Annotated in this window: 17 protein-coding genes; 8 read left to right on the forward strand and 9 right to left on the reverse strand. The window is 67.0% G+C overall.

The window, feature by feature from the left end; translation table 11 throughout:
* Nucleotides 1-641: 641 nt before the first annotated feature.
* The 7 genes from IEX05_RS14450 to dnaA form a co-directional block, all read right to left on the reverse strand.
* Complete coding sequence (locus tag IEX05_RS14450) at nucleotides 642-1046, reverse strand: DUF3566 domain-containing protein (RefSeq protein ID WP_188703072.1); 405 nt, start codon at nucleotides 1044-1046, stop codon at nucleotides 642-644.
* Entirely contained in the window at nucleotides 1043-3568 is a 2526-nt protein-coding gene (gene gyrA, locus IEX05_RS14455) for a DNA gyrase subunit A (RefSeq protein WP_188703073.1), read from the reverse strand. The genes IEX05_RS14450 and gyrA overlap by 4 nt, the downstream gene beginning before the upstream one ends.
* Nucleotides 3569-3594: 26 nt before the next feature.
* Nucleotides 3595-5652 carry a DNA topoisomerase (ATP-hydrolyzing) subunit B gene (gene gyrB, locus IEX05_RS14460; protein ID WP_188703075.1) on the reverse strand — a complete coding sequence of 686 codons (2058 nt, stop codon included), beginning with the start codon at nucleotides 5650-5652 and terminating at the stop codon, nucleotides 3595-3597.
* 119 nt (nucleotides 5653-5771) lie between these two features.
* On the reverse strand, nucleotides 5772-6266 hold the full coding sequence (locus IEX05_RS14465) for a DciA family protein (RefSeq protein ID WP_188703077.1): 495 nt from the start codon (nucleotides 6264-6266) through the stop codon (nucleotides 5772-5774).
* Nucleotides 6263-7435, reverse strand: coding sequence for a DNA replication/repair protein RecF (gene recF, locus IEX05_RS14470; protein ID WP_188703079.1), 1173 nt, complete (start codon nucleotides 7433-7435; stop codon nucleotides 6263-6265). The genes IEX05_RS14465 and recF overlap by 4 nt, the downstream gene beginning before the upstream one ends.
* A 5-nt stretch (nucleotides 7436-7440) precedes the next feature.
* Nucleotides 7441-8586, reverse strand: coding sequence for a DNA polymerase III subunit beta (gene dnaN / locus IEX05_RS14475; protein WP_188703081.1), 1146 nt, complete (start codon nucleotides 8584-8586; stop codon nucleotides 7441-7443).
* A 512-nt stretch (nucleotides 8587-9098) separates the two neighbouring features.
* Nucleotides 9099-10505 carry a chromosomal replication initiator protein DnaA gene (dnaA, locus tag IEX05_RS14480; RefSeq protein ID WP_188703083.1) on the reverse strand — a complete coding sequence of 469 codons (1407 nt, stop codon included), beginning with the start codon at nucleotides 10503-10505 and terminating at the stop codon, nucleotides 9099-9101.
* 271 nt (nucleotides 10506-10776) lie between these two features.
* On the opposite strand from dnaA, the gene rpmH reads away from it, so the two are divergent.
* The 6 genes from rpmH to rsmG are packed head-to-tail and all read left to right on the forward strand — an operon-like array spanning nucleotide 10777 to nucleotide 13837.
* Complete coding sequence (gene rpmH, locus IEX05_RS14485) at nucleotides 10777-10914, forward strand: 50S ribosomal protein L34 (protein ID WP_114117644.1); 138 nt, start codon at nucleotides 10777-10779, stop codon at nucleotides 10912-10914.
* A 22-nt stretch (nucleotides 10915-10936) separates the two neighbouring features.
* Nucleotides 10937-11275, forward strand: coding sequence for a ribonuclease P protein component (gene rnpA / locus IEX05_RS14490; RefSeq protein WP_188703085.1), 339 nt, complete (start codon nucleotides 10937-10939; stop codon nucleotides 11273-11275).
* Complete coding sequence (yidD, locus tag IEX05_RS14495; protein ID WP_188703087.1) at nucleotides 11272-11610, forward strand: membrane protein insertion efficiency factor YidD; 339 nt, start codon at nucleotides 11272-11274, stop codon at nucleotides 11608-11610. The genes rnpA and yidD overlap by 4 nt, the downstream gene beginning before the upstream one ends.
* A gap of 6 nt (nucleotides 11611-11616) precedes the next feature.
* The gene (gene yidC, locus IEX05_RS14500) at nucleotides 11617-12729 is read left to right on the forward strand and encodes a membrane protein insertase YidC (RefSeq protein ID WP_188703088.1); all 1113 of its coding nucleotides are present in this window, start codon (nucleotides 11617-11619) and stop codon (nucleotides 12727-12729) included.
* Nucleotides 12726-13208, forward strand: a complete 483-nt coding sequence (locus tag IEX05_RS14505) for a Jag family protein (protein ID WP_188703090.1) — start codon at nucleotides 12726-12728, stop codon at nucleotides 13206-13208. Before yidC ends, IEX05_RS14505 begins: the two co-directional genes overlap by 4 nt.
* Complete coding sequence (rsmG, locus tag IEX05_RS14510; protein WP_188703092.1) at nucleotides 13205-13837, forward strand: 16S rRNA (guanine(527)-N(7))-methyltransferase RsmG; 633 nt, start codon at nucleotides 13205-13207, stop codon at nucleotides 13835-13837. The genes IEX05_RS14505 and rsmG overlap by 4 nt, the downstream gene beginning before the upstream one ends.
* 70 nt (nucleotides 13838-13907) lie before the next feature.
* Here the strand turns inward: rsmG and IEX05_RS14515 are convergent, their stop codons facing one another.
* Together IEX05_RS14515 and IEX05_RS14520 are read right to left on the reverse strand one after the other, a co-directional pair.
* Entirely contained in the window at nucleotides 13908-14885 is a 978-nt protein-coding gene (locus tag IEX05_RS14515; protein ID WP_188703094.1) for an SRPBCC family protein, read from the reverse strand.
* Nucleotides 14882-15127 carry a helix-turn-helix domain-containing protein gene (locus IEX05_RS14520; RefSeq protein WP_188703096.1) on the reverse strand — a complete coding sequence of 82 codons (246 nt, stop codon included), beginning with the start codon at nucleotides 15125-15127 and terminating at the stop codon, nucleotides 14882-14884. The genes IEX05_RS14515 and IEX05_RS14520 overlap by 4 nt, the downstream gene beginning before the upstream one ends.
* 307 nt (nucleotides 15128-15434) lie before the next feature.
* Here IEX05_RS14520 and IEX05_RS14525 point away from each other — a divergent pair, with 307 nt between their 5' ends.
* Together IEX05_RS14525 and IEX05_RS14530 are read left to right on the forward strand one after the other, a co-directional pair.
* Entirely contained in the window at nucleotides 15435-15920 is a 486-nt protein-coding gene (locus IEX05_RS14525) for a pyridoxamine 5'-phosphate oxidase family protein (protein ID WP_188703098.1), read from the forward strand.
* Between the two features lie 213 nt (nucleotides 15921-16133).
* Nucleotides 16134-16919 (forward strand): MerR family transcriptional regulator, encoded by a 786-nt coding sequence (locus tag IEX05_RS14530; protein WP_188703100.1) that lies wholly within the window; start codon nucleotides 16134-16136, stop codon nucleotides 16917-16919.
* Nucleotides 16920-19672: the final 2753 nt, after the last annotated feature.

Genomic DNA, 19672 nt, shown 5'->3' on the forward strand with positions numbered 1-19672 from the left:
CATCACCGCGAGCCGCCCGCGATGCCCACCTCGGATCCACCTCGAGCCCGCACCCGTCGCCGCGACACCGCGCCAACGATCAGAACCAGACTCGGAAGAATCACTAAACTCGGGAATCCACCCCGGAAGCTTCCGATTCTCGTGATTTCTCCGAGTCTCGGGGCGATTACGCACCCCGAGATCCATACCTGCCCCCAACATCGCGCGCACCGCACGAACCTCGGAAGAATCACGAAACTCGGGAATCCTGCCCGAAAGCTTCCGATCCTCGTGATTTCTCCGAGTCTCAGGACGGCCGCCTGCCGCACGCGACGTCGCCGAGCCGCCCCAGAGTCGCGACACCACGACCATCACGCCACGAACCTCGGATAGATCACGAAACTCGGGGATCCACCCCGAATTCCTCCGATTCCCGTGATTTCTCCGACTTTCGGGGTGATCACGCACCTAGATCCATGCCGCCCCTACATCGCGCGCACCGCGCCGCACGAACCTCGGAGAAATCACGAAACTCGGAAGTCCTCTCCGAATCCCTCCGATTCCCGTGATTTCTCCGACATCCCGGCACCCGCCCGCCACCTGCCACCCACCCCACACACAACGAACGCCCCGGACAACGTCCGGGGCGTTCGAGTGAAGGCTCAGTTCGAGGTCAGGCCCACGAGCAGGCCGCCCGTGATCTTGACGCACATGTTGTAGATGCCGGCCGAGATGGCGCCCATCACGGTCACGACGATGAGGTTCAGGATCGCGACGACGGATCCGAACGCGAACACCTGCGGCAGGCCGACGGTCGCGGCGATCGAGAAGCGCCCGCCACTGAAGCTTCCGATGAACTCGTCGACCTGGGCGATGAGCCCGGTCGACTCGATCACGAGGAAGAGCAGCACGAAGGACACGAGCGTGACGATCGCGATCGCGATGGCGACCAGGAACGACAGCTTCACGGCCGACCAGAAGTCGATGTAGACCAGGCGCAGTCGCACCTGCTTCGAAGAGCTCTTCTGGGGAGACTTCTTCGCGAGCTTGTCAGCTACCGTGCTCATTCGCCACCTTCAGGGGTTTCGGTTTCTTCTGCCTCGTCCTCACCCAGGCCACGCTCGCTGTTGCGAGCGATCGTGAGGATCTGGTCGCCCTTGTCGGGACGGGCGAACACGACTCCCATCGTGTCACGTCCCTTCGCGGGCACCTCGGCAACGGCCGAGCGTACCACCTTGCCCTTGGCGAGAACGACGAGAACCTCGTCGTCTTCCTCCACGATGAGCCCGCCGGCGAGTTCTCCGCGGTCGTCGTGTAGCTTCGCGACCTTGATGCCGAGGCCGCCGCGGCCCTGCTGGCGGTACTCCTCGATCGCCGTGCGCTTGGCCCAACCGCCGTCGGTCACCGTGAAGACGAAGGTGCCGGGGCGCGCGACCGACGCCGACAGCAGTTCGTCGCCCTCGCGGAACGACATGCCCTTCACGCCCGAGGTCGAGCGGCCGAGCGGGCGCAGCGACTCGTCGGAGGCGGGGAACTGCAGAGACATGCCCTTGCGGCTGATGAGCAGCAGGTGGTCGTCGCTGTTGACGAGCATGGCGTCGACGAGCTCGTCGCCGTCGCGCAGGTTGATGGCAATGATGCCGCCCTGGCGGTTCGAGTCGTACTCGCTGAGGCGCGTCTTCTTGACGAGGCCGTTGCGGGTTGCGAGCACGAGGTACTCGGTGTCCTCGTAGGTCTTCAGCTCGATGACCTCGGCGATCTGTTCCTCGGGCTGCAGCGCGAGGAGGTTCGCCACGTGCAGGCCCTTCGCGTCGCGACCGGCCTCGGGAAGCTCGTACGCCTTCACGCGGTACACGCGCCCCGCGGTGGTGAAGAAGAGGATCCAGTGGTGCGTGGTCGTGACGAAGAAGTGCTCGACGACGTCGTCTGCGCGCAGCTGCGCGCCCTTGATTCCCTTGCCGCCGCGGTGCTGGCTGCGGTACAGGTCGCTTCGCGTGCGCTTGACGTAGCCCTCGCGGGTGATCGTGACGACGACCTCTTCCTGCGCGATGAGGTCTTCCATCGACACGTCGCCGTCGAAGCCGTGCACGATCTGCGTGCGGCGGTCGTCGCCGTACTTGTCGACGATCGCCGTCAGCTCGGTCTTCACGATGTCGCGCTGGCGCGCCTCGCTCGCGATGATCTCCTTGAAGTCGGCGATCTTCGCCTCGAGCTCGGTGGCCTCGTCGATGATCTTCTGGCGCTCGAGGGCGGCCAGGCGGCGAAGCTGCATCGACAGGATCGCGTCGGCCTGGATGTCGTCGATGTCGAGCAGGCCCTTCAGACCCTCGCGCGCCTCGTCGACGGTCGGCGAGCGGCGGATCAGTGCGATGACCTCGTCGAGCGCGTCGAGCGCCTTGAGGTAGCCGCGCAGGATGTGCATGCGCTCCTCCGCCTTACGCAGGCGGAACTGCGTGCGACGGACGATGACCTCGAGCTGGTGGGTGATCCACAGCGTGATGAAGCGGTCGAGCGGAAGCGTGCGGGGTACGCCGTCGACGATCGCCAGCATGTTCGCCGAGAAGTTCGACTGCAGGTCGGTGTGCTTGTAGAGGTTGTTGAGCACGACCTTCGCGACGGCGTCGCGCTTGAGCACGATCACGAGGCGCTGGCCGGTGCGGCCCGAGGTCTCGTCGCGGATGTCGGCGATGCCCTGCACGCGTCCGTCGCGCGCGAGCTCCGAGATCTTCACCGCGAGGTTGTCGGGGTTGACCTGGTACGGCAGCTCGGTGACGACGAGGCAGGTGCGGCCCTGGATCTCCTCGACGTTCACGACGGCGCGCATCGGGATGGATCCGCGACCGGTGCGGTACGCCTCCTGGATCCCCTTGTTGCCGAGGATCAGCGCCTTGGTCGGGAAGTCGGGACCGGGGATCCGCTGCATGAGGCCCGCGAGGATCTCCTCGCGCGGCATCTCCGGGTTGTCGAGCGCCCACAGGGCGCCGTCGGCGACCTCGCGGAGGTTGTGCGGCGGGATGTTCGTCGCCATGCCGACCGCGATGCCGACGGATCCGTTGACGAGGAGGTTCGGGATCCGCGCGGGCAGGACTGTGGGCTCCTGGGTGCGGCCGTCGTAGTTGTCCTCGAAGTCGACGGTGTCTTCCTCGATGTCGCGCACCATCTCGAGCGCGAGGGGGGCCATCTTCGTCTCGGTGTAACGCGGGGCGGCGGCGCCCTGGTTACCGGGGGTGCCGAAGTTGCCCTGGCCGAGCGCCATCGGGTAGCGCATCGCCCACGGCTGCACGAGGCGCACGAGGGTGTCGTAGATCGCGCTGTCGCCGTGCGGGTGGTACTGACCCATCACGTCGCCGACGACACGGGCGCACTTCGAGAACGACTTGTCGGGGCGGTAGCCGCCGTCGTACATCGCGTAGATCACGCGGCGGTGCACGGGCTTGAGGCCGTCGCGGACGTCGGGCAGCGCACGACCGATGATCACGCTCATCGCGTAATCGAGGTAGCTGCGCTTCATCTCCTCCTGGAGATCGACCTGGTCGATGCGGCCGTGGTTGTGCTCGGCGCTGGCGTCGGGGCGTTCTTCGTCAGTCATGTCTGTGTCTCTCTATCCGCGCTCGATCAGATGTCGAGGAAGCGGACGTCCTTCGCGTTGCGCTGGATGAAGTTACGGCGCGACTCGACGTCGTCGCCCATGAGGACGGCGAAGATCTCGTCGGCCGCGGCCGCGTCGTCGATCGTCACCTGCTGAAGCGTGCGCGTCTCGGGGTTCATCGTGGTGTCCCACAGCTCCTCGGCGTTCATCTCGCCGAGACCCTTGTAGCGCTGCACGCCGCCCTCGGTGCTCTTCGGCAGGCGCCAACCCCGCTCGCGACCGGCCTCGAGGGCGTCGTCGCGCTCGCGGTCCGAGTACACGTACTGGTGCTCGGCGTTGGTCCACTTCAGGCGGTACAGCGGCGGCATCGCGAGGAAGACGTAGCCGGCCTCGATGAGCCCGCGCATGTAGCGGAACAGCAGCGTCAGCAGCAGCGTCGTGATGTGCTGGCCGTCGACGTCGGCATCGGTCATGAGCACGATCTTGTGATAGCGCGCCTTCTCGATGTCGAACTCCGGCCCGATGCCCGGGCCGAAGGCCTGGATCATCGCCTGGATCTCCTTGTTGCCGAGCGCCTTGTCGATGCGCGCGCGCTCGACGTTCAGCACCTTGCCGCGCAGCGACAGGATCGCCTGCGTCAGCGGGTTGCGGCCGTCGACCGCGGATCCGCCTGCCGAGTCACCCTCGACGAGGAAGATCTCCGAGATCGACGGATCCTTGCTCGTGCAGTCCTTGAGCTTGTCGGGCATCGCGGCCGACTCGAAGACGCTCTTACGGCGCGCGGTCTCGCGCGCCTTGCGGGCGGCCATGCGCGCCGAGGCGGCGTCGATCGCCTTGCGGATGATGGTCTTGGCCTGCTGCGGGTTGCGCTCGAACCAGTCGCCGAGCTCCTCCGTGACGATGCGCTGCACGAAGCCCTTGGCCTCGGTGTTGCCGAGCTTGGTCTTCGTCTGGCCCTCGAACTGCGGCTCGCCGAGCTTGACCGATACGACGGCCGTCAGGCCCTCGCGCACGTCGTCGCCCGTGAGGTTGTCGTCCTTCTCCTTGAGAAGGTTGTTGTTGCGCGCGTAGCGGTTGACGAGGCTCGTGAGCGCGGCGCGAAAGCCCTCTTCGTGGGTGCCGCCCTCGTGGGTGTTGATCGTGTTGGCGTAGGTGAAGACGTTGTCGTTGTACGACGTCGTCCACTGCATCGCGACCTCGGCCGAGATCTTGCGCTCGGTGTCCTCCGACTCGAAGCTGATGACCTCCTCGTGCACGCGCTCGACCTTGCGGGCGTGGTTGAGGTAGTCGACGTAGTCCATGAGGCCGTTCTCATAGAGGAAGACGTCGTGGCGCTGCCGCGTCTCGGGCTCGCCGTCTTCGTTGTCGACCTCTTCCGTCGCGCCCTCGCGCTCGTCGTAGAGCTCGATCTTCAGGCCCTTGTTGAGGAAGGCCATCTGCTGGAAGCGGGTGCGCAGCACCTCGTACTCGAACTCCACCGTCTCGGTGAAGATCTCGGCGTCGGGCCAGAAGGTGATGGCGGTGCCGGTCTCGTCGGTCGCCTCGCCCTGCTCGATCGGCCCCTCGGGGGCGCCGCCGCCCGAGAAGTTCTGGCGCCAGACGTAGCCGTCGCGCTTGACGACGGCCTCGAGCCGCGTCGACAGCGCGTTCACGACCGAGGATCCGACGCCGTGCAGTCCACCGGAGACGGCGTATCCGCCGCCGCCGAACTTACCGCCGGCGTGCAGCACCGTGAGCACGACCTCCAGGGTCGACTTGCCCTCGGTCTTGTGCATCGCGACGGGGATGCCTCGACCGTTGTCGACGCATCGCACGCCGCCGTCGGCGAGCAGCGTCACCGTGATGGTGTCGCAGTAGCCCGCGAGCGCCTCGTCGACCGAGTTGTCGACGATCTCGTAGACGAGGTGGTGCAGGCCGCGCGGACCCGTGGATCCGATGTACATGCCGGGGCGCTTGCGCACCGCCTCGAGACCCTCGAGAACTTGGATGGCGTCGGCGCTGTACTCGCCTTCGACCCTGCGGGAACCCCCGGCTGCCTCGTCGGCGCCGATTTCGGGCTCGTTCTGAGGGGTCTCGCTGGTCATAGAGGGGTCGCTCCTTCACGTCTGGACAGACGCTTCCAGTCTACCCGTTCGCGGCTCGGAAACCGGCCTAGACGGCCCACCAGCGCGAGAAAAACCCTTCCTACGGGTCGGATCCCATCTCAACCGTAGGTATCGCGCGGACCGCGCCCCTGAACGCGCCTGAAGCCATGTTTCCAGGTCGGCACGTCCGGTCCGAAGAAGCGAATCTCCTTCACGCCCGCTTCGGGATACACCTCAAGGATGCGCGTGAGGAACGCCGCCCGCATCATGCGCATCTGCGTCGCCCGCGCCGTGGAGTCGCAGCGCACCACGACGAGGCCCTGCGCGAAGGTCTCGATGTGCGAGTGCTCCGCGTTCTCCGCGCCCGCGATCGTCTCCCAGTTCAGCGCGAGCTCCTCGCGCTCGAGCTGCGGCGTCCAGCCGCTCGACGTCGTGAGCGCCGAGATCGCGTCGCCCAGCGTTCCCGGATCCCTGCCCTTCGTGAAGGGCAGCGAACCCTCCGGATCCCCGCGGCGCTGGCGCTTGCGGCGCGCGGCCTTGCTAAGCGGCAGGCCGCGCAGTCGCAGATAGGTCGCGATCGTCTCGGGCACTCCCGGTGGGCGCTCGTCGGTCACGACGCCTCCTCGAGCGGATGATCGGCGAGCGGTCCGAGGACGCGGCCGGCCTCGATGCGCACGGCGTGCTCGCGAAGGTGCTCGGGGATGTCGCCCGCGACCGCGGCCGTGACGATGACCTGCTCGTAGTCGGACACGACGCGGGCGAGGCGGGTGCGCCGCGCCGCGTCGAGCTCGGCGAAGACGTCGTCGAGGATGAGGATCGGGTCGCCGCCCGGCGACTCGGCGCGCAGCAGCTCGGCCGATGCGAGCCGGAGCGAGAGCGCGACCGACCAGCTCTCCCCGTGCGAGGCGTAGCCCTTGACGGGCAGCCCCCGCAACCGCAGCACGAGGTCGTCGCGGTGCGGGCCCACGAGGGTCAGGCCGCGATCGATCTCGAGCGAGCGCTTCGCGAGCAGCGCCTGGCGGAACTGCTCCTCCGTGGATCCGGAGCCCTCCTGCCCGTCGATCTCGTCCTCTTCCGGATCCGCGCCCGCGATCGTCGTCGCCCAGGCGATCTCCGGCGCGTGGTCGTCGCCGGCGATCGCCGCATACGCGGCCTTCAGCGGATCCGTGAGGTCGCGCGCGAGCCGGTCGCGCGCGTCGATGATCTGCGAGCCGAGGGAGATCAGCTTGTCGTCCCAGACCTCGAGCGTCGTGAGCTGCTCGACCTTCATGCCGCGGGCCCGGGCGGACTTCAGCAGCGTGGTGCGCTGGCGCAGCGTGCGATCGTAATCGGCGAGCACCGCCGCCATTCGCGGCGTTCGCTGCACGAGCAGCTGGTCGGCGAAGCGGCGCCGCGCCGAGGGGTCGCCGCGCACGATCGTCAGGTCCTCGGGCGCGAAGAGCACGACCTGCGCGTAGCGCGGCAGCTCGTTCGTGCGCACCGGGTTTCCCGAGATCCGCGCCTTGTTCGATCCCTGCTTGTTGATCTGCAGCTCGAGCATCACCCGGCGGGATCCGTGCGCGAGGCGCGCGCGGACGAAGGCGGCCGCCTTGCCGTCGCGCACGAGGGGCGCGTCGGCCGACACCCGGTGGGATCCGAGCGTCGCGAGGTACGCGACCGCCTCGGCCAGGTTCGTCTTGCCCTGGCCGTTGCGACCGACCAGGAGGTTGGTGCCCGGCCGCAGCTCGAGCTCGGCCTCGGCGTAGTTGCGGAAGTCGACGAGGCTGAGGTGCTCGACGATCACCGCGGTTACCGGAGCAGCAGGTTGGGCTGGAGCAGGTACTTGAAGTTGTCGTTCGCCGCTTCCTCGACCGAGGTCTGCGCCGTCACGAGGATCGGGCTGAGCTTGTTGGCGTTGTCGCTCGACGTGAAAGTGATGCGCGTGAACTCGCTCTTGACGGCGCCGAGCGCCTCGAGGAGGTACTGCGGGTTGAGCCCAAGCGTCACCTCTTCGCCGCCCGTGAGGGTGGCGTCGACCGACTCGGTCGCGCGGGCCTGATCGCCGCCTGCGGCGTCCATCGTCACCTCGGTCGGGCCGAAGGTGAAGCGCAGGGGCGCGGAGCGGTCGAGCACGAGCGCGACGCGGCGGATCGCCTCGGTGAGCTCGCTCGTCGAGACGACCGAGTAGTGCCCGGTCTGCTCGGGGAACAGGCGCTGCACGGGCGGGAAGTTGCCCTTGATGAGCAGCGAGGTGACGGTCTTGTTGCCCGCCGTGAAGGCGATGATCTCGCGATCAGCCTCGCCCGAGAAGGCGATCGAGATGTTGCCGCCGTGCGAGAAGGTCTTGCCGACCTCGGTGAGCGTGCGGGCCGGAACGAGGGCCTGGGCCTCCGCCTGGCTGCCGTCCCAGTCGATCGCACGGGTCGCCACGCGGTAGCGGTCGGTCGCGACGAGCGCGAGCGAGTTGTTCGAGACGGCGAGCTGCACGCCCGTGAGGACGGGCGTGACGTCGTCGCGCGACGCGGCGAAGGCGACCTGCGAGATCGCCGTCGCGAAGTCTTCTCCGGGAACGAGGCCCGACTCACCGGTGACCTCGGGAATGGCCGGGTACTCCTCGACGGGCATCGACGCGAGCGCGAAGCGAGCGGGTCCGCAGACGACGGCGACGTTGCCGTCCTCCTCCGTGAAGATCTCGATCGGGGCGTTCGGCAGACGGCTCGCGATGTCGTTGAGCAGCCGGCCGTGGACGAGAATCGTGCCCGACTCATCGATCTGCGCCTCGATCGTCGTGCGTGCGGACGCCTCGTAGTCGAAGGCCGACAGGGAGAGGGCGCCGTCGGCGGTTGCCTCGATCAGCACACCCGCGAGGATCGGCTGCGGGTTGCGCTGCGGAAGCAGCTTGACGACGAACGAGACAGCCTCGCTGAAGACGTCGCGGTTCACGTGGAACTTCACGGATCTCTCCCTCTCAACATGCGGGTACGCGGGGATCCAATGCTAGTGGTTCCCGCTGAGGCCCGCATGGCCGGCCCGGCCTGTGGTGATCGGAGCGCCCTTAACAGAGAAAGAAATCTCTTAACGTCGTTAACGCCTGTGGATACTGTGGATAACTCTGTGGATCCCAGGACGGAGTAGGGAACTACACGCGTGTGATCTGTGGACGGGCTGCGGACGAGTCGTGGAGGCGCGAGATCGGCGGCGAGGGGCGTGCACAGCGCTTTTCACACCCTCAGCGCGTGTCGCCCACAGTTAAGGCGCCACGTTTCCACAGTTATCCACAACTTATCCACACGCGGATCCGCTCTTAACGCCCGTTAAGGGCCCGTGTCAAGAACCAGATGTGGACAATCCCGCCGCGGGATCCCGCGACTTGTCCACAGGGTCCGCAGAAAGACGCCAAAAACCCCCGGTGCTTAACCCGAGGGCTCTGGGGATAACGTGTGGATAAGTCGTCGGCGTTAAGGCAATCAGCGCCGGCTGAGCTGCGCGGTGATCTCCTGCACCTGGTTGTACACCTGGCGCTTCTCCTTCATCAGTTCGGTGATTTTCTTCGTCGCGTACATCACCGTGGTGTGGTCGCGGCCGCCGAAGAGCTGACCGATCTTGGGGAGGGAGAGGTTCGTGCGCTCGCGGCACAGGTACATGGCGATCTGACGCGCCTGGGCGACGGCCTGGGCGCGGCCGGGGCCATAGAGATCGTCGACCGAGAGCTTGAAGTAGGCCGCGGTCGCCTGAATGATGTCATTCGGCGAGACCACCGTGTCCGTGGGCTTGTCGACGATGTCGCGCAGCACGCCCTCGGCGAGCTCCCGCGACACCTCGGAGCGATTGAGGCTCGCGAAGGCGGAGACCCGGATCAGCGCGCCCTCGAGCTCGCGGATGTTGGTCGAGACGCGCGAGGCGATGTATTCGATGACGTCCTCGGGGATGTAGATCCGCTCGCTCGATGCCTTCTTGCGGAGGATCGCGATGCGCGTCTCGAGGTCGGGCGCCTGCACATCGGTGATCAGACCCCATTCGAAGCGCGAGCGCATGCGGTCCTCGAAGCCGGTGAGGAGGCGGGGCGCGACATCGCTCGTGATCACGACCTGCTTGTCGTGGTCGTGCAGGGTGTTGAAGGTGTGGAAGAACGACTCCTGGGTCTCCGCTTTGCCCTGGAGGAACTGGATGTCGTCGATCAGCAGGATGTCGAGGTCGCGGTAGCGGGCGTTGAACGCGGCACCGCGGTTGTTCGCGATCGAGTTGATGAAGTCGTTGGTGAACTCCTCGCTCGACACGTACCGGACGCGCACGCCGGGGAACAGGTTCTGCGCGTAGTCGCCGATGGCGTGGAGCAGGTGGGTCTTGCCGAGCCCCGAGTCTCCATAAATGAAGAGGGGGTTGTACGCCTTCGCCGGCGCCTCGGCGACCGCGACCGCGGCGGCGTGGGCGAAGCGGTTGGACTGGCCGATGACGAAGTTGTCGAAGGTGTACTTCGGGTTCAGCCGCGTCTCGCTGCGCGGCTGCGTCTGCGGCTGCTCGATCGGTCGCGGGCCGCCGCGCTCCGAGGCGCGGGGCTGCTCGGCGGGCTGCTCCGCGAGGGGATGCGGCTCGGGGACGAACGGCTGGTCGGCGAGCTCGGGGTTCGTGACGACGCGGAAGCTGGTGACGTCGTCGCCCAGCTTCGCGAGCGCGTCCATGATCGGTTCGCGCATGCGCTTGTTGAACTGACCGGCCGTGAGGTCGTTGGGGACGTCGAGGTAGAGCGCACCGCCCATCACGCCCTGCGCGACGGCGAGATTGAGGAAGCCCTCCAATTGCGGAGTGATGCGTTCGTCGTTCTCGAGTTCGGCGAGCACGAGGCGCCAGATCGGTACGTCCGGGACGTCGAGCATCCGTCTTCCCCTTAACTCACAGCCTGTGGATAACTTGGAATACGCTAGCCATGACAGGCCGCCTGCGCAAACGCCCGGAGCGTTTTCTGTTGTTAACAACGCATGGAATGAGCTCGGCTGTGGGGATACTGACAGCTTGCCCCCGCGGTTTGCTTCCGCTATGGCCGACGGCGTAGTCTGATTCGGTTGACTTGTGCCCCGTGTGGGCATTTCTGTAAGACGTCTCCGGCAAACCCCGTTCCGGTGACCCCAGCCCCCGGAGTGATCAGCGATGAGCAAGCGCACTTTCCAGCCCAACAACCGCCGCCGCGCCAAGAAGCACGGCTTCCGCGCCCGCATGCGCACCCGCGCCGGCCGCGCGATCCTGAACGCGCGCCGCAGCAAGGGCCGCACCGAGCTCTCGGCGTAAGTTCCTTCACGGAGCGCCCGGAGTGCTCGCCCGTACGCAGCGGATCACCCGCGGGATCGACTATCGAACGATCGTCCGCAGGGGTTCGCGACGTGCGGGCGCGCTTCATGTGGTGCACGTGATCGACACGGGCGAGCAGCGCCCGCCGCGCTTCGGATTCATCGTGAGCAAGGCGGTCGGCAACGCCGTGACGCGCAACACCGTTCGGCGTCGCCTCAAGGCCATCTGCCTTGAGGCGACGCCGCGGTTGCGTCCGGGGGCCGATATCGTGATCCGCGCCTTCCCCGCGAGCGCCGAGGCCGCCTACGCCGAGCTGCGACACGATGTCGCCCGCGGTCTCGAGCGCAAGGCCGCGGCATGAGCGTCCTGCCCGCGTCGGCCATGGGGTCGGCGCGGTTTCGCATATCCGGAGCCGTGCGCGTTCCGCGCAACGCAGGGGTCGCCTTCCTGATCGCCTACCGAGCGACGATCTCCAAGCTCTACGGCGACGTGTGCCGCTACTACCCCTCGTGCTCCGCCTATGCCGTGACCGCGGTTCAGCAGCACGGCCTCGTCAAGGGATCCGCGCTCGCGCTCGCGCGCATCGTGCGCTGCCACCCCTGGGCGGCCGGCGGCGAGGACGACGTGCGTCCTCATCCAGACTTCTCGTATGACCTGACTCCGCGTGGCTTCGTGATGCCGCGCCGAAAGGACTGACTCTCCGTGGGTGATTTCTTCGGATCGATCCTCTTCCCCATCCGATGGGTGATCGAGGCCATTCTCGTCGGCTGGCACTGGCTGTGGACGTCGCTCGGCATGCCGGAAGACAGCGGCCTCGCCTGGGTCCTGTCGATTCTCGGCGTCGTCGTCGTGGTGCGACTGTGCATCTTCCCGCTCTTCGTCAAGCAGATCAAGAGCCAGCGGAAGATGATGGAGCTGGGTCCTCAGATGAAGAAGATCCAGGAGAAGTACCGCGGCAAGAAGGACCAGTTCTCGCGTGAGGCGCAGATGCGCGAGACGCAGGCGCTGTACAAGAAGCACGGCACCTCCCCCGTGGCAGGCTGTCTGCCGCTCCTCGTGCAGATGCCGATCTTCCTCTCGCTGTTCTGGACGCTGCGCGACATCGCCACCTGGTACGCCGCCGGCACCGGCGGCAAGAACAAGTGGCTCTTCACCGCGGACAAGGTGGAGCAGTTCGAACAGGCCAACCTCTTCGGCGTGGCCCCCCTGTCGAAGACGCTGATCGACCACTTCAACGATCACTCGTTCGGTCCGATCGTGCTCATGGTCGTGCTCGTGGCGATGATGATCGCGACGCAGTTCATCACGCAGCTGCAGATCGTGTCGAAGAACCTCTCGCCCGAGGCCCGCCAGGGTCAGGCGTACCAGATGCAGCGCATCATGCTCTACATCATCCCCTTCGCAATGATCTTCTCGGGCGTCTTCTTCCCGCTCGGCGTCGTCAGCTACTGGTTCTTCAACAACCTCTGGACGATGGGTCAGCAGTTCTACATCATCCGCGAGAGCCCGACCCCCGGATCGCCTGCGGCCATCGCCCGCGACGAGCGGCTCGCGAAGAAGGGCAAGGCCGTCAACTCGCACGGCAAGGTCGTCACGATCGCCGAGTACGAGCGCGAGCAGGAAGAGCTCGCCCGCAAGGCGGAGCTCGAGCGCCAGGAGCGCGCGAAGCGCGTGCAGCCGAAGAGCGCCAAGCGCGCCAAGCGCGACGCGCAGCAGGCTGCCGCTCGCCGCAAGCAGCAGGCAGGCGGATCCGCGAATGGTGCGGCGGAGCCGTCCGAGCCCGCGAAGGACGACTCCGGAGAGGCGCAGAAATGACGATGCAGAATGACGAGCCGACGACCGAGCAGCTCGAACGCGAGGGCGACATCGCGGCCGACTACATCGAGGGACTGCTCGACATCGCCGACGTCGACGGCGACCTCGAGCTCGACGTGCGCCAGGGGCGCGCGTACGTGTCGGTCGAGAGCGATGATGAATCGCTGACGCCCTTCGCCGACCCCGAGGTCGTGCAGGCGCTGCAGGAGCTCACGCGCATCGCCGTGCAGCGCGAAACGGGAGAGTTCTCGCGCCTGATCCTCGACGTCGGCGGATCCCGCGACACGCGCCGCGCGCAGCTCGCGCAGCTCGTCGACCAGGCGATCGCGCGGCTCGAGGACGGTGCCTCGCAGGCGTCGCTGCCCGCGATGAGCTCGTACGAGCGCAAGGTCGTACACGACATCGTCGCGGAGCGTGGGTACGTCTCCGAGTCGTACGGCGAGCGCGGCGACCGGCACACGGTTGTGCGCAAGGCATGACGCTGGAGATCGAACCCGCCTCGGCGGCACCGCTGTTCGGTGATCGCATCGAACTGGCGCGCCGCTTCGCGGCGAATCTCGCCGAGCACGGCGAGGAGCGGGGCCTGATCGGCCCCCAGGAGCTCCCACGCCTCTGGAACCGTCACATCCTCAACTCCGCGATCGCGGCCCCGCTGTTCCCCGCGGGCGGCCGCGTGGGCGATGTCGGATCCGGCGGCGGCCTGCCCGGCATCGTGCTGGCGATCGCGCGCCCGGACATCGAATGGATCCTCATCGAGCCGATGGAGCGTCGCTGCGCCTGGCTCACCGAGCAGAAGACGGACCTGGGGCTCGACAACGTCACCGTCGAGCGCGCTCGGGCCGAGGAGGCCGGCCGGTACGAGGGATATCTGGACGCCGTGACGGCCCGTGCCGTGTCAGCCCTGCGCACCCTCATCCCGTGGACGGCTCCGCTCGCCCGCGACGGCGGCGAGCTGATCCTCCTCAAGGGTCAGAGCGTCGACGCGGAGATCGAGAAGGCCGCCAAGGTGATCCGCAAGCACAAGCTCAGCGAGGCCCGCGTCGAGGTCATCGGCGAGGGCATTATCGCGGAGCCCACGCGGGTCTTCCGCGCTCTCGTTCGGGCGTAGGAACCCGGCTCACGGATGCCCCCGCGCCCTCGGGTGCGGGGGGCATCCGTGAGTCCGCGGAGCGCGCGGCTCAGCGCATCGCGCGGCTGATGCCGCTTGCGAGGTTCACGACCTGGAACCACAGCGCGATGCCCACGACCGGGCGCGCGATGAGCCGCGCGAGCGGGGCGACGACGCGCCGCAGCCCGCGCGGCCCGGATCCGCGGATCCACGCGAAGTCGACCGTCACCTGCGATCCGCCGGCCGCTTCCTCGAGAGTGACGATGACGGAGCGCTGGTTGGCGCCCGGCGCGTCGGGGAAGGTGAAGCGCCACTCCACGCGGTGGTCCGCCGCCGAGATCCGCTCGACGATCAGACGCGCCGTATCGGCGCGGAGCCTCAGGGGTTTGCCGTTGGGCCGGGTCGTGTGGGCGGTCCCGACCCATCGCTCGCCATCCGTCGTCACCGTCTCTAGCGTCGGATCCCACTCCGGCAACCGTGCGGCGTCGGAGACGAGCGCCCAGACCTCGCTCGGCGGCGAGGGCACGAACACCGTGTGCGTGCGGCCCAGGCGCCGCGCGGGGGCCGCGGTGCGCGCCCGGATCGTTGCCGCCTCGTCGAGCTGCTCTCGCACCTCGTCCGCGCTCGTACCGAGGCGCTCCAGGAGCTCGTCGACGGTGCCGCTCGGCTCGGCGAGGAGCTCTCGGAGCACGGCCGTCGCGTCGCCGGACTTGTGCTTTCCGCCCGCGCGCGAGACCAGGTTGAGCGCGCGATCCGTCCAATCGATGCCACCCTGTTCGAGGAAGCGGATCCGGCCGTCGCCCGGCAGCTCGGCCTGTACGCCGATGCTCGAGAGGTGGTCGCGGTGCTGGTCTGCGACCGCCTTCCGCGCGGCATCGAGGGTGATGCCGGCGCGACGCAGGACTTGGCCCGCGGTGCCGTCGTCGATCACGAGCGCGAGGAAGACATGCTCGATATCAACGGCGGGCACGCCGAAGCGCGACGCCTCCTCGGCCGCGTTGATGGAAACGCTGTACCCGGTTGCGAGCATCTGCGTGAACCTGCTCATGTTGTTCTCCTCGGCACCTCGATGGTGGGGTCGATTCGTCTGGCGTACTTCTTGTGGACGGCCTGTCGGGTCACGCCGAGAGCGTCGGCGATCTGCTGCCACGTCATTCCGTCGCGGAGTGCGGCCTCGACCTGGCGCAGTTCCAGGGCATCAGCGAGCGTGCGCAACGACGCGACGGCGCGGAGGCCGGCCCGCGGGTCGGCGGTGTCGGCGGCGGCCTGGGCCACCTGTGTCGAATCCATGATGTCAACCTAAGTTGCTAGGCATCCCTATGTCAACCCCGGTTGCTAATTGCCTGATTGGGTAAACGGAATACTGCGTGGAAAGTTGTCCACATCACGGCCGCCAGCCTGTGGATAACTCGGAGGCCTGTGAACGTCCGATCCCCCGATATCCGCATAAACACGCGTGTCACGGAGGAACACGCCCTGTGGGAAGACCTGTGGGTATCTTTCGCGGACGGGTACGCTGAACCGCAAGACGCTATGCGGCGTTCATGACTTCGACATCTTGATGAATCGCTTGATCGATCGGCAATGGAGGGTGACGATGTACGAAACGCGCGAAGAGATCGCACAATTGCAAGCGCTAATGGATGCGTCGCGCGCACGCGCCACCGCCCATCTGCAGGAGATCGTTTCCGATGACCATGCGCTGTCGGCCGAGGCGCTGCTCCCCCGGCTCGAGGGCATGCGCGTGCTGAGCATCGCCACCGTGACGGCGGCCGGCGAACCCCGTGTGAGCGCGGTCGACGGGCACTTCATCCACGGGCACTGGACGTTCGGTACGGATGGACGATCGGCGAAGGCGCGGCACCTCGCGTCGCGTCCGGCGGTCAGTGTGGCGCACATCGATAGCGAACGTCTCGGGTTCTTCACGCACGGTCGTGCGGAGGCGCTCGACGAGACCCATCCCGACTTCGACGAGATCATCGGACACTGGGTCGCCCACTACGGAACGGATCCGCGCACCTGGGGTGAGAACATCCGCATGTTCCGGGTCGTGCCGGAATGGTGCGTGGCATACGCCGACTGATACCGCAATGCCTTTCGGGTTGCGCGTGCGGGAACGAGCGGTGAACCGTTAGAGGATTGCCGTCGACCACTCCCCCGGTGTTTCACGTGAAACGGGCATGCAGCGACCGGCGGCTGCTACGGGTTCTCGCCCGCTCTTGACATTGACGTTGCGTCAACGCCTAACGTGAAGTCCGGCGCCTCTGAGGCGCTCTCGGCGAGAGGAGGAGCGGGCATGGAGTACTCGATTCAGGACGTGGCGCGGGCTGTCGGCACGACGTCGCGCACCCTGCGTCATTACGACAGCATCGGGCTGGTGTCGCCGAGTCGGATCGGGCACAACGGGTACAGGTATTACGACAACGCGGCCCTCGTCCGACTGCAGCGCGTGCTGTTGCTGCGGCAGCTGGGTCTCGGCCTGGACGCGATTAGCGAGATCCTCGCCGTGCAGGACGCCCGCTCCCCCGGCGAGGCGCGGATCCTTTCGGAACACCTCGCGCTTCTGCGGCAGGAGCAGAGCCGCATCGCCGCACAGATCGGTGCGGTGGAACGCACGATCGCCGCGCTCGAGGGCGAGGCGATCGATGGAAGAGAAAGGGATCTCATGGAGAACAAGGTATTCGACGGCTTCGACCACACGCGCTACCGCGAGGAGGTCGAGGAGCGCTGGGGCGCGGAAGCTTACGCCCGAAGCGACGCCTGGTGGCGCGGCCTCGGAGAGGACGGTCGGCGCGAGTGGCAGGGCGCCGCTGCGCAGCTCTCGGACGACTGGAAGGCCGCTGCCGCTCGCGGTAATGAGCCAGGCTCTGATGAGGCGCAGGAGCTCGCCGCGCGTCACGTTGCGTGGCTCCGCGGCATCCCGGGCACACCCGCCCAACAGGGGCCTGCGGAGTTGCGCGCCTACGTGCTGGGTCTCGGCGAGATGTACGTCGCCGACGAGCGCTTCGCGGCGAACTACGGCGGCGTGCAGGGCGCGAGCTTCGTGCGCGACGCGCTGCGCGTGTACCTGGGCGAGCAGTAGGGCGCGCAGCGCCCGGGTGGTGTTTCACGTGAAACGTTGCGCCCGTCGGTGGTCCGTGATCCGATGATGAGTTGAGGCCGCACCGGCGTATGACGGGTGCGGCCTCAACGGTGTTCCGTGAGGCGGCGGTGGCGCGCGTTGGGGTGGAAACATGCGTCGGTCTTCCGTCGGTGTGGCCTGTGCGGTCGTTGATGAGAGCCGTCGGAATGACTGTGAAGAGGCGAGCGAGTCGCTCGAGTTGTCGGGGTTGACGTGCCGTGCTTCGGCATGGTGAGGCAGGTGTCGCTCCCGTGCGGTGTACAGGGATCGGTGTCGCAAGTACGGGTCCCGCGGAGGGCATGGGTCGCTCCCCCGGCGGCTAGGAGGGCTTGCGCGGGCTTCTGCGGGGTGCGGGGTTCGATACTGCCTCAGGGCCGTCGGGTGGCGGTGTGGCCCTCCAGCGGTGTGCCCGCGGGTGAGGTTGGCGGTCGCGTTCGCTTGGCAGGGGTAGTTCCTACGGCTGTGCCGAGCGCGGTGTGGGTCTCCCGCGGTGCTAGCGGATGGTGTGGCTGGTGGTCGGGCCCGCGAGACGTGAGCGACCGCGTGCCGGTCTCGGACGGCATGGCGTTCGTCTGTGGTCGTGGCGTGTCGCTTAGCCACACTCCACGTGGGCAGATGTCCCTACCGCGAGATATATGCGAGCATGCGTCGGTCTCCTGCCTGCGGCAGGATGCTTGGGTCTCATGGTGGCCAAAGATCGGCGTGGATCGCCGCGGTTCGATAGAGCGTCGAGGTACTCGGCATGACCTGTCGGCGCTGCGACATGTGGGAGGGCATGTGTCGTTCTCGTGGCTACCGGGGGCGAGTGTTGGTGTCCGACGCCGTCCGGGCGGCGCCACCGCTGCTCTTGTAGGACGCAGCGGTGGAGGGCATGCTGCAGCCCCCAGCTACGTGCGAGAGGGTAGGGATGGTTCGCGATGCGGAAATGGCCGCCTGCGCTGCGTGTGGAGGTAGATGGGGCTATACCACTCCCGTGAGGTGGATGGGTATGGACTGCTGACGTGGCTGGATAGGCATGTGCCGCGTGAGGAGCTTACGGATGGCTATACTCGTTTCCGACAGCCTGGGGACGGACGGTGATCTCGCGGTGCCGATGGTCAGATGTGGCCAGTCCGAACCGCACGGGATGGCGCTACGCGGGAGGGTGAGACTCGATCTGGAGCTGGCGGATGAGGATGGTTCGGTACGTGTATACCCGAGCCGGCTGCCCCGATCGGATAGCGAACTAGGTGCTCGTGCCGCGCGAAGAAGTCGGCGTCGTTCGTGGTGCAGAACGCGACTGACGTCGCGGGGTGGTCAGGCGGCAATACAGCTGCCCCTTCTCGCGCGGTGCCGTCGATCGCGTTCGCGCGTGCGGTGCCGGGCCTGGCGTGGCTCGGTGGTGACTTCGCTGTCTGGAGCTCGCTAGGGCAGATCGAGAGGGGCCAGCCGGCGTAGAGGTCGCCGGGTAGTCCGCTCCTCCCCCGGCGATCATGTGCTCCGTGCCGTCGTACAGTGAACACGCTCCCTTGGTGTCTGGACAGTGCTTGTTTAGCTCTCGCAGCGTGACGCTCGCGTTGAATGCTCCCACCGAGTTGCGAATCTGATGACCTAGTTTGGCGCGTACACCCGGCGCTGTTCAGCACTGTTAGTCGGACCAGGCCGCGATCGCGGGCCTTGGTCAGGGATCCTCTGAGCTCGGTCACGTTCGTCTGAGGGGCCTACGGTTCAGATTGAAGGCCATGTCCGCGTCCCGTACCGGCAGCAATGTGAATGTTTCACGTGAAACGATGGGCGTAGATGGTTGAGAATCATTCACACACAGGGACCGCGAGGTGCGCCTGGTGCACGTCCGGATTCCGGGTCGTTCTCCGTGATGAGAGAGTGCATTCGGCACGGCGACAGGGGCGAGCCCATGTTGTTGAATGTCGAGCGAATGCTCGGGGTGCGTGAATGCGAGGTCTGGGCTGGACGATGCGCAGGAGAACCAACTCAAAGCGGCGCGAAGCGTCGGGCTGGAGTGTGCGGTTTCACGTGAAACAGTCCCGTCACGGGGTCACGACATTAGGGCACCCGGGCGTTACACGTTGTCAATACGGCACGGCACCAACCGAGCCGTACGCCTTCGGTTTATGAGGGGTGTTCGATGACGGGGAGCCCGAAACGAGCCGTGTCGAGGCCAGCAGACGCAAGACCGCGAAGAAGTTGGAGGCGTGTTGCGGCGGGCGCTCACGAGGTGGCTCGCGGAGGTCGTGAGGGTAGTTCGCGGCGTCAGCCGGGGTGCGATTGGCCACCGATGAAAGCCATTCCGTCCGTACTTGGGAACCCGCCGCGGAATCGTTGCCTCATCGGCCGTGAGGAGGGTTGCGGATGGGAGCTCCTCTGGCTCGCACGTACATCGAGGAATTGAGAGTGCGTTTGTAAGCGCGTCATGGCTGTGACTGGGAGGTGACCGCGGGAAGAGTTCTCCCGCGCCTTCGCGGCGCGCTCCCATGACGCTAGGAGTGGATCGCGGCGGAGGCCGGCGCATTGACGGGAACGTTCGATCTCGCACGTGGGGGACTACCGCGGAGGAGCTCGGCGCACGCCCTCCCCTATCTTGACGCGGGGGTTGCTGCTCATGTTTCACGTGAAACATGAGCAGCAACCCCCGCCGGTTCCCCCGCCGGTTCCCCCGCCGGTTCCCCCGCCGGTTCCCCCGCCGGTTCCCCCGCCGGTTCCCCCGCCGGTTCCCC

The organism is Microbacterium nanhaiense (assembly GCF_014646015.1).
In the GTDB taxonomy this organism is placed as follows: domain Bacteria; phylum Actinomycetota; class Actinomycetes; order Actinomycetales; family Microbacteriaceae; genus Microbacterium; species Microbacterium nanhaiense.

Bases quoted from the DNA above. Each gene is read 5' to 3' on its own strand.
- gyrA (WP_188703073.1), bottom strand. From the start codon at position 3,568: ATGACTGACGAAGAACGCCCCGACGCCAGCGCCGAGCACAACCACGGC.
- rsmG (WP_188703092.1), top strand. From the start codon at position 13,205: ATGACGCTGGAGATCGAACCCGCCTCGGCGGCACCGCTGTTCGGTGAT.
- IEX05_RS14515 (WP_188703094.1), bottom strand. From the start codon at position 14,885: ATGAGCAGGTTCACGCAGATGCTCGCAACCGGGTACAGCGTTTCCATC.
- IEX05_RS14450 (WP_188703072.1), bottom strand. From the start codon at position 1,046: ATGAGCACGGTAGCTGACAAGCTCGCGAAGAAGTCTCCCCAGAAGAGC.
- yidD (WP_188703087.1), top strand. From the start codon at position 11,272: ATGAGCGTCCTGCCCGCGTCGGCCATGGGGTCGGCGCGGTTTCGCATA.
- gyrB (WP_188703075.1), bottom strand. From the start codon at position 5,652: ATGACCAGCGAGACCCCTCAGAACGAGCCCGAAATCGGCGCCGACGAG.
- IEX05_RS14505 (WP_188703090.1), top strand. From the start codon at position 12,726: ATGACGATGCAGAATGACGAGCCGACGACCGAGCAGCTCGAACGCGAG.
- IEX05_RS14530 (WP_188703100.1), top strand. From the start codon at position 16,134: ATGGAGTACTCGATTCAGGACGTGGCGCGGGCTGTCGGCACGACGTCG.
- IEX05_RS14525 (WP_188703098.1), top strand. From the start codon at position 15,435: ATGTACGAAACGCGCGAAGAGATCGCACAATTGCAAGCGCTAATGGAT.
- IEX05_RS14520 (WP_188703096.1), bottom strand. From the start codon at position 15,127: ATGGATTCGACACAGGTGGCCCAGGCCGCCGCCGACACCGCCGACCCG.
- rpmH (WP_114117644.1), top strand. From the start codon at position 10,777: ATGAGCAAGCGCACTTTCCAGCCCAACAACCGCCGCCGCGCCAAGAAG.
- dnaA (WP_188703083.1), bottom strand. From the start codon at position 10,505: ATGCTCGACGTCCCGGACGTACCGATCTGGCGCCTCGTGCTCGCCGAA.